General features: G+C 67.6%; 8 protein-coding genes. 7 read left to right on the top strand and 1 reads right to left on the bottom strand.

Annotated elements, in window-relative coordinates; translation table 11 throughout:
- Positions 1 to 338: 338 nt before the first annotated feature.
- The 7 genes from QP915_RS11380 to QP915_RS11410 all read left to right on the top strand — a co-directional run bounded on the left by QP915_RS11380 (position 339) and on the right by QP915_RS11410 (position 7,795).
- The gene (locus QP915_RS11380) at positions 339 to 1,010 is read left to right on the top strand and encodes a hypothetical protein (RefSeq protein ID WP_284767207.1); all 672 of its coding nucleotides are present in this window, start codon (positions 339 to 341) and stop codon (positions 1,008 to 1,010) included.
- The gene (locus QP915_RS11385; RefSeq protein WP_086589202.1) at positions 1,007 to 2,050 is read left to right on the top strand and encodes an ABC transporter ATP-binding protein; all 1,044 of its coding nucleotides are present in this window, start codon (positions 1,007 to 1,009) and stop codon (positions 2,048 to 2,050) included. The genes QP915_RS11380 and QP915_RS11385 overlap by 4 nt, the downstream gene beginning before the upstream one ends.
- On the top strand, positions 2,047 to 2,799 hold the full coding sequence (locus QP915_RS11390) for an ABC transporter permease (RefSeq protein ID WP_005325973.1): 753 nt from the start codon (positions 2,047 to 2,049) through the stop codon (positions 2,797 to 2,799). Before QP915_RS11385 ends, QP915_RS11390 begins: the two co-directional genes overlap by 4 nt.
- On the top strand, positions 2,796 to 3,533 hold the full coding sequence (locus QP915_RS11395) for an ABC transporter permease (RefSeq protein ID WP_284769407.1): 738 nt from the start codon (positions 2,796 to 2,798) through the stop codon (positions 3,531 to 3,533). Before QP915_RS11390 ends, QP915_RS11395 begins: the two co-directional genes overlap by 4 nt.
- Positions 3,534 to 3,606: 73 nt before the next feature.
- Positions 3,607 to 4,290 (top strand): class I SAM-dependent methyltransferase, encoded by a 684-nt coding sequence (locus tag QP915_RS11400; RefSeq protein ID WP_034668635.1) that lies wholly within the window; start codon positions 3,607 to 3,609, stop codon positions 4,288 to 4,290.
- Positions 4,287 to 6,065, top strand: coding sequence for an ABC transporter ATP-binding protein (locus QP915_RS11405; protein ID WP_179387189.1), 1,779 nt, complete (start codon positions 4,287 to 4,289; stop codon positions 6,063 to 6,065). The genes QP915_RS11400 and QP915_RS11405 overlap by 4 nt, the downstream gene beginning before the upstream one ends.
- Positions 6,062 to 7,795 carry an ABC transporter ATP-binding protein gene (locus QP915_RS11410; protein ID WP_284769408.1) on the top strand — a complete coding sequence of 578 codons (1,734 nt, stop codon included), beginning with the start codon at positions 6,062 to 6,064 and terminating at the stop codon, positions 7,793 to 7,795. The genes QP915_RS11405 and QP915_RS11410 overlap by 4 nt, the downstream gene beginning before the upstream one ends.
- Positions 7,796 to 7,991: 196 nt before the next feature.
- Here QP915_RS11410 and QP915_RS11415 read toward each other — a convergent pair.
- The coding region (locus tag QP915_RS11415; RefSeq protein WP_502869336.1) for an esterase/lipase family protein at positions 7,992 to 8,797 on the bottom strand (806 nt) is incomplete at its 5' end.

The raw sequence follows: 8,797 nt of genomic DNA on the forward strand, positions 1-8,797 counted from the left end.
AAGCCCGCGACTAGTTCTACTGTCCTTTCAGACGGAGGGAACGGAAATAAACATAGCCCGCCCAATCGGGTGGACAGGCTATGAATCTTCGGTGCCCTGAGGTGGAACTGCTAACAACGAAATGGGGGGGGAGCGGGGGCAAAGTCAATAATTCGAGTCTGGCATAAGTAGATAAGGATTGCCTAACCTAATACTGTTTCAAGTTATGTTCCCGATCGGGAATCGGCAACGGAAGCGAGGCGGCGACGATGAACAGAAAACGTGGATCGACCAGAGAACCCCTCTCCGGAGGGGGAGTCGGGGACGCGGGCCCGGACGGGACGGGCGACGGCGACGCCGTGGCATCGCAGACGGACGATGGGCGGTTGGTACACGTCGCACCGGTCGCAGCGGGTGGCCGACCATCCACCCGCGATATGCTCGGCGGCGCCATCGTCGAAGTGCGGCGCAACCCGGTGTCGTCGCAAAGCGGAATCGGCTACGAATGCCCGGACATCGACGTCGTACGCGAGGTGTGCCCCTCGATCCTCGGATATTCCTACCACGTCGCCTTCGATGCTCTCCCCGATGAGTCGGTGGAGAAGATCCGCACGTCGAGACTGTACGCGATGCCCGTCGTCTCCGGTCTGCTCGCCCGTCTCGGGGCGGCCGTGACGTCGCGGAAGGCGCGGGCGAAGGGCACTCCGCAACCCGCCGAGCTGGTCGTCGCACTGTCCTCCGCCGGCGCGGGCGATGCGGGGTCGGCGGCCGAGACAACCGTCGTCCGGGCGACTGGCCCGGGTTCCTACAAAATGACCGCGGCCATTGCCGCCGCCACCGTTGCGTCGGTCACGGGGAAGCCGGTCGCGCCGGGGTGCCGGGATCTCGTCGGCCACCCCCGGCTCCTCGAACCGGTCCTCGCCTTCGCCCGCGATGCGGGCATCCATATCGAAACGCCGCATGACAACCTGACCACGGGGCCACTGCCGGCAGCGGCCCACTGCGACACCAAAGAAAAGGAGAAACGATGACGGATCAAGCTGAACGGGGTGCGGCGATCGTCGTCCGCGACCTCACGAAGAGCTACCCGATTGCGGGCAAAGCCGGCACCGCGCCCGAAGGCGGGGCAGGTGCTCCGCCGGACGGCGGGCGTAAGGGAAAGCGCGGCGCCCGGATGCGCAAGCATGTGCTCGACGGCGTGAGTTTCACCGTGCCCGCCGGGTCGATCGTGTCGTTCCTCGGCCACAACGGCGCAGGCAAGACCACCCTCATCCGAATCCTGTCGACGCTCATCACCGCAGACTCCGGCGAGGTGAGCATCTTCTCGCGCGATGTGAAAGAGGATCCGGCGGGCGTGCGCGCCGACATTGCCACCACCGGCCAATTCGCGGCGATCGACGAGAACCTCACCGGCCGGGAGAACCTGGAGTTCTTCGGGCGTCTGCGCGGACTCGACCGCGCCGACGCGGCCGCCCGCGCGACGGAACTGCTCGCGCAATTCTCGCTCGCGGACAGTGCCTCGACGTTGGCGTCGGCCTATTCGGGTGGTATGCGGCGCCGCCTCGACATCGCCGCGTCGCTGTGCGTCGTGCCCAGGTTGCTGTTCCTCGACGAACCCACGACGGGGCTGGACCCGGTCAGCCGCGAAGAGTTGTGGGGCTTCATCCGGCAACTGCGGGACGACGGAATGACCCTGGTGCTGACCACCCAGTACCTGGAAGAGGCGGAGGCGCTGGCAGACCACGTCCATCTGCTCAAGGACCGCCGCATCGTCGCCAGCGGAACGCCGGAGGAATTGCGTCGCGACTTCGGGTCGCACGTGCTCCGCGTGTCCTTCGCCACCGCCGCCGGGGCGGAGGCATTCGCCCGCTGCCTAAGGGGAGCGTGTCTGGACCGCGCCCGCGTCGCGGGGAAGATGGTGTCCCTCGACGTCGACCCCGGACCGCAGGTCCTCGAGGCGGTGGCGCGGGCGATGGAGGCCTCGGAAGCGTTGCCGGATTCGCTGAGCGTGTCGCCGCCCACCCTTAACGAGGTGTTCATATCGATGAACGCGGGGGGTGCGGCGCGATGAGTGCGACGTCGGTCGCGGCGTTCCTCCGTCGGGATCTGCTGCTGTTGCGACGCAACACCGCGTCGCTGATCTCCATGTTCGTCGTTCCTCCCCTCTTCCTGCTGTGCCTGTACGCGGTGTTTGGGTACTCGGCAGGGCAATCCGGCTTCGGGTACCTGCGTTTCGTGCTCGGCGGCTGCCTGTTCCAGGCGGCGATGTTCACCGCCGCGGCGTCGGCGATGGCGGTGGGACAGGACGTCGAATCCGGGCTCGTCGACCGTGTGCGCGTGTTGCCCGGGGCCACGGGCGGCTATGTCGCCGGCAGGCTCGCCACCGATGTGCTGCGGATGTCCGCGTCGATCGCGGCGCTGCTGATCGTCGCGTGGGCCTGTGGCCTCGACATGGCTCTCGGTGACGTCGCGTGGACAGTCCTGTGGTCACTGCTCGCCGCCGCGGTCCTGTCCCTGGTCACGGACGGGGTGATCCTGATGGTGCCCGCTCCGGTGTCGACGGCCTCATCGATCCAGGCGCTGGAAATGCTGCTGCTCATGTTCTCCACCGCGTTCATTCCGACGACCGCTGTGGACGGCTCCCTGCGCGACATCGTGCGCCACATGCCTTTTTCGCCGGTGATCGAGGTGATCAGGGCGGCGTCCCCGGGCGCCTTCCCGAATCACGCCGGGGAAGAGGCCGCCCTGTGGCTCGGTGTCGCGACGGTCGTCGGAATCGTCCTGTTCATCCGCCTGTTCACCTCGAGGAGCGAATCATGATCGACGCCATTTTCGTGCATCTACGGCGCATCGTCCACACTTGGCTGCGGCGCCCTGACTTCTGGTTCATGACGTTCATTGCTCCGCTCGTGTACCTGTTCATCGTCAACCGCATGTTCGGTAGCCTGGTCAGGCAGCTCACCGGAGAGTTCGAACTCCGGAACGCGGTTATCCTTGTCGTAACGGCGTGGGCGTTCATCTTGGCCATCATGGGATCGTCCACCGTGTTCGTTGAACGCAGCAATGGCCTCCACGAGCGGTTGATCACAATGCCGGCACCGTACGCGGCCGTGCCGACCGCACGGATAATCGCCGAGTTCATCCGGATCATGGCGATGACGATCGTCGTCGCGGCGGTGGCCGCCTTGCTTTCCGACGGCCCCCTGGAGGTGTCCTGGTGGTGGAGGATCACGGTGACCGGCGCGATGGTTGCCGCGGCGGCCGCATGCACCGGCACGTACATCGCGTTCTCCATCACCAGCCCCCAGGGATCCGTGGCCCTTATCCCGTTGATAATCGTTGCGATGTTCGTCAACACGGTGCTCATGCCCGCCGACCACTTCCGTCCCCTCCTGCGCGGAATCGCCGGGCACACCCCCGTATCCGCGGCCGGCGAGGCCGTCAACGGTACCGGGGCTGCGGGTCTGGTGGTCTGCGCGGCCTGGTTCTTTGGTATCGCCGTGCTCGCGGCGTGGGGCATCGCCGTGAAAACGAGGCCGGGGGAGTCTGCATGACGGCCCGCAAATCCGAGCATCTAACCCGAAACCGCCGCGTGGACGCGGCCCACACACCCGGAGACAGAACCAGATGAAGTCGATCGCCCAGATCGTCCAGAACAACCGCAGGCTCCTCGCGGCCTACGAGGACAAGGTCCAGCCGAGGTTCCTAAGCCGCTATGCGCGCGAACCGATGGACGCCGCCGCCGTGTACCGGAAGCTCCGTGCGCTGGATCCCGGGCCGGATGCGCCGGCCCGGGTCCTCGACCTCGGTTGCGGAACCGGGTGGCTCGCCCGCACGCTCGCCGCTGAGTCTCGCTATCGCAGGGCGAACATCGTCGGCTACGACCTGTCGCCCAATGCGATCCGCATCGCCCGCGAACGCGCCGCCGCCGACGGGCTCGGGGCCCGGACGGAATTCCACGTTGCCGACATCCTCACGCCGCTCGCGGGAGAGCCCGGCGGGGCCTGTGAAATCTGGGTGTGTGGCGCGCTCCACCAAATGAAGGATGCGGGAGCTGCGCTCGGCAGGGTCTCCGGGCTGCTCGCCGACGGCGGCATCGCTTACGTGCAGACGTTCGTCGAGGATCCCGACGTGAACGAGCGGGTCGACATGGCCGTCATGGCGAAGATGGGCCACCGGGTGTTCCGGGGCAGCGAGCTCGAGGACCTCGCCGAAGCCAACGGGCTGAAGCTGGACGGAGCCTCACGCGCCGGCATGGTGTATTTCTGCACTCTCGCGAAGAAAAGCGCGATCGGGGAGGCGGGGAAGTGAGCGCCGTGGACGGGACCGTCGGCCCGTGGTCGCTGCTCGCCCCGATCCGGACCCGGATGCGTGCGGTGGTCGCGTTGTCCGTCCTGTCGTCGGTGGCTACCGTCGCTTCGCTGGTCGGCATCATCGACATCGCGATGACGTACCCGGAGGCCCCGGTGCATCGGACGTGGTTGGCCGTGGTTGTCATCGTCGTCGCCGCGACGGTGCGAATGGCTGCGGACGGCGCCGCCGGCATGCTCTCGCACCGGGCGGATAACGACCTGCAGCTCTACCTCCGGCGCCGGTTGGTTGCCCATATCCGGAAGCTGCCGCTGGGTTGGCTGGACGCCCGGCGCTCGTCGGGGATCATCGGGTCGGTTGAGAAGGACGTCGCGGCCGTCCACCAGCTCATGGGCCACACCGTCGGCGAGACCGTGGTGGCGGTGCTGGTTCCCCTGCTTTCCCTCATCGCGCTCGTCGCGGTCGATTGGCGGATCGCGGCGGTGGCGGTCGTCCCGGTGCTGGTCACCTTCGCCCTGATGGGCGTGATGATTTCGCGCGGAGCCGGTCTTCAGCGCGACTACGAGCGAGCCTCTGAAAAAGTGACGGCTGCGGTCATCGAGTTGGTGCGCGGCATCCCGGTGATGAAGTCCTTCGGACGCGCCAGCCAGGGCGCGGGCCGCTACGATGCTGCGGCGTCGTCGTTCGTCCGCGCGTGGTCCGCCTGGTCCCGGCAGTCGAACATCTATCTCGGGCTCATCGACGTGGTGACGTCCCCGATCACGGTCCTCGCAGTGGTGTGCGGCGCCGGCCTCGCTTTGAGGGACACCGCGGGCGGCAAACCGGAGGGTCTCGTCGCCGGGCTGGTTCTCGGCCTTGGACTCTCCGCGGCGATCGTGAGGGTGGCTATGAACTCCGAACCCATCATCGCGGGGATCGCCGCCCTGAAGTCCATCGCGGAGGTGCTGGGCACGCCGCCGATCACCGAGTCCGCCGAGCCGGTGCCCGTGCACGGAGGCGCGCTCGAGGTCCGGAACCTGGTCTTCTCCTACGGGGATGGGCCGCGGGTCCTCGACGGGATGTCCGCGACGTTCGAATCGGGGGCCCTCACGGCGCTGGTGGGACCCTCCGGTTCCGGAAAGTCCACCGTCGCCCGGCTGTTGGCGCGTTTCCACGACCCTGTCGAAGGCTCGGTGCTGCTGGGCGGCGACGATCTTCGCGACATCGCCGTGCGCGACGTGCACCGTTCGGTGTCGGTGGTGTTCCAGGATCCGCAGTTGCTCACGCTGCCCTTGCGGGAGAACATCCGGCTGGCCAGGAGAGACGCCACCGACGGCGAAATCATGGCGGCCGCGAAGCTCGCGAACCTCGATACGGTCATCGCGGCGCTGCCGAAGGGCCTGGATTCGGTGGTCAACGTCGACGTAACCTTTTCCGGTGGTGAGGCGCAGCGCGTGGCCATCGCGAGGTCGATTGTCACGGACGCGCCGGTGCTCATCTTCGACGAGGCAACCGCTTACGCGGATCCGGCTTCCGAGGCCCTCATTCAGTCCGCAATCGAGCGTTTGGCTCGTTCGCGGACGGTGATCGTGATTGCGCACAGATTGAGCACGATCCGCAACGCTGACCGCATCCTCGTTCTCGATGGGGGAGCGGTCGCGGAGGCGGGCACCCACGACGAGTTGCTTGCGCGCGGTGGTCGCTACCGGGATCTGTGGCGCGCGTTCGCCCTCGACGACGAACCATCCGCCCCGCGGGGCACTGAAGCAGACGATGAAAAGGCAGGGAACCGATGATCCGGGACTTGTGGTCGATGACGGATCGGCACTCGAAGATGACGCTGGCGTGGCTCATTGCGTTGGCCGCGCTTGCCGCGCTGGCACAGGGAGCGGCGTTCGTCGCGCTGCTGCCGCTGCTGTCGGCTCTGGCCGAGGGAGATGATGCGACGGCGTGGCGTTTCACCGGCGTCATCGCCGGCCTCGCGGCCGCCCATGCGGTGCTGTCCCTCGCCGCGGGGACGGTCGGCAGGGCGAATTCCGCAGCGGTGCTGTCGTCCCTGCTGCGTTCCCTGGGCGAACGCGTGCTGACGTTGCCACTCGGGTACGTCACCAAGTCCACGGCCGGCCGCTTTTCGGAGATGGCGTCTTCGGGCATGGCGTTCGCGGCGTCCGTGCCGCACGTGATCCTGCGGCCCGTCATCGCCGCTGTGGTTGCGCCGACCGTCATCGCTCTCGGAATTCTGGCGATGGATTGGCGCGTCGGGTTGGTTCTCGTCGCGTCGGCGCCGGTGCTCTTCTTCGCCTACCGGGCCATTGGCCGGGTCGGCGGGGAGTCGGACGAAGCGCATGCTGACGCCGTCGCTGCCGTCTCCGGCAGGCTGATCGAGTTCACCCGCGGCCAGCAGGTGATTCGCGCCGCGGGCGACGGTTCGGCGGCGGACGCGATGGTGGATGAGGCGATCCAGGCCCAACACGATGCGTTCGCGAAGGCGACGTCGACGCAAGGCGCGGCCATCGGACGGTTGGGCTCGGTCGTCCATGCGGTGTTCACGGCGGCGGTGGTCGTCGCCGTGGCGGTCGCCGCGACGGGCGGGATGTCACCGGCGCATTTGGCGCCGATGCTCATTGTGGTCGTCCAGTTCACCGGACCGATCACCACGGCGGGAGCGTTGTCCGGCGGTTTCGGCGCGGGCCGCAACACGTTGGCTGCGCTGCGTGACCTGCGGGCGATCCCCGCCCTTCCCGAGCCTGCCGCACCGGAGCTGCCCGACGGGCATGACGTGGAGTTCCGCGGCGTGAGCTTCGGGTACGGGGAGAAGAAGGTCCTCGACGGCGTCAGCTTCCGTGCGCCTCAGGGAGCGCTGGTCGCCATAGTGGGACCTTCGGGGGCGGGCAAGACGACGGTCATGCGGCTGCTGTCGCGGTTTCATGATCCGGACTCGGGGGAGATCCTCATTGGCGGGGTGCCCTTGCCTCGGATCGGCACCGACGGCGTGAACTCGCTGGTGACCCCGGTGTTCCAGGAGACGTTCCTCTTCGACGCGTCCGTGCGGGACAACGTGGTCTTCGCCGACCCCGGATTCGGTTCCGGGCCCGGCGACGGAGACCGCTTGCGCGAGGCCGCCCGGCGATCCGGGGTGGACCGCATCGTGGAGCTACTGCCTTCCGGGTGGGATAACCCGGTGGGGGAGGAGGGGACGCTGCTGTCGGGAGGCGAGCGGCAGCGCGTCGCCATCGCCCGGGCGCTTCTGAAGGATTCCCCGGTGGTGCTTTTCGACGAGCCGACGTCCTCGCTGGATGCGGCCACTGAGCGGGCGATTGTCGGCACGATGGAAGCGTTGCGCGGCGATCGCACCGTGATCGTCGTCGCCCATCGCCTGCACACCGTCCGCGATGCCGACCTCATCGTCGTGCTTTCGGAGGACGGGACGGTCGCAGAACGGGGCACGCACGATGAATTGCTGGCGAAGGGCGGCCGCTACGCCGAGTCGTGGACGTGCCGGACGGGAGGCTCCCCGGGCGCCTGATCCTCTCGTCCGTCGAGGACCATCGCTCCGGTCCGGTACCGGTGCAGTGGTCCCGCCACGCCGTCCCGGTCAGCGGGTCCTCGACGATGCCCTGGGCGACAGGGTCGTAATTGAAGCCGTAGTGCTCGGTGCGGTGGGCGGGGCACACGTCTTGGACGGTGATGTTGGTGACGCCGGGTTCCCGCACGAAGGAGTTTTAGTGGGGGAGCACGGCATTGTCGTGCCGCGTGCCCAGGAAGGTGTACCGCACGCCCGGTCGAGTGATGTCGCCGATGGTCAGCTCATTCAGCAGCATGGAACCGGAGATCTGCTGTTCCCAGGCAAGCGCGTTCGTTTTGCCGGCGTTTCGGGAGTATCCGTGGCGCATCTCGGGGTGGACGTCAAAGCGATCGGCTGCGCTGTGCGCCCGGGGCCCGTGGTTCGAGGCACCGGTACCGATGAGCTGTTCGACGACCCTGTCCCCGCCCAGCTCCCGGATGTAGTGGTGGGGCAGGGGTCCGCTGCCCTGCGAATACCCGACGAGGTTGACCGCCGGGGCTCCGGTCGCGGCCAGCACCCGGTCGACGACGGAATCCAGTGTTTTCGAGCTGTGGCGGATGTCGCCGCTGAACACGGCCCATTCGACGGGGTGTCCATCGACGACGAGCGGGTTGTCGGTGAACGTGTAGGCGCACAGCCCGGCCCGGGCGAGGCGGGACGCGAGGCCCGCCCATTTCGCGTAGGCGTCCTCCCCGGTCCCGGGAATGAGGATGACGGGCAATTCACCGTCCCGGGGCGGCACCGGAAGTCGTTGGTGCCGGGGGCACCAGACCGGGCTTGGCCATGGACAGGGCCCGGACGGCCGCGGGTGAGGTTTGCCGGCGGCTGGGCCACCGGTCGGGAAACCGCCGTCCGACAGCGACGAGGGGATTCTCGTCACCTCGTCGGGGGTGTTCCTATATAGGTTGTCAACTCCGTGGGTGGGCTTGTTGGTGGTGTGAAGGGTTTCTGCTTCGTCTCGTA

The organism is Corynebacterium sp. MSK158, from assembly GCF_030229085.1.
GTDB lineage: Bacteria > Actinomycetota > Actinomycetes > Mycobacteriales > Mycobacteriaceae > Corynebacterium.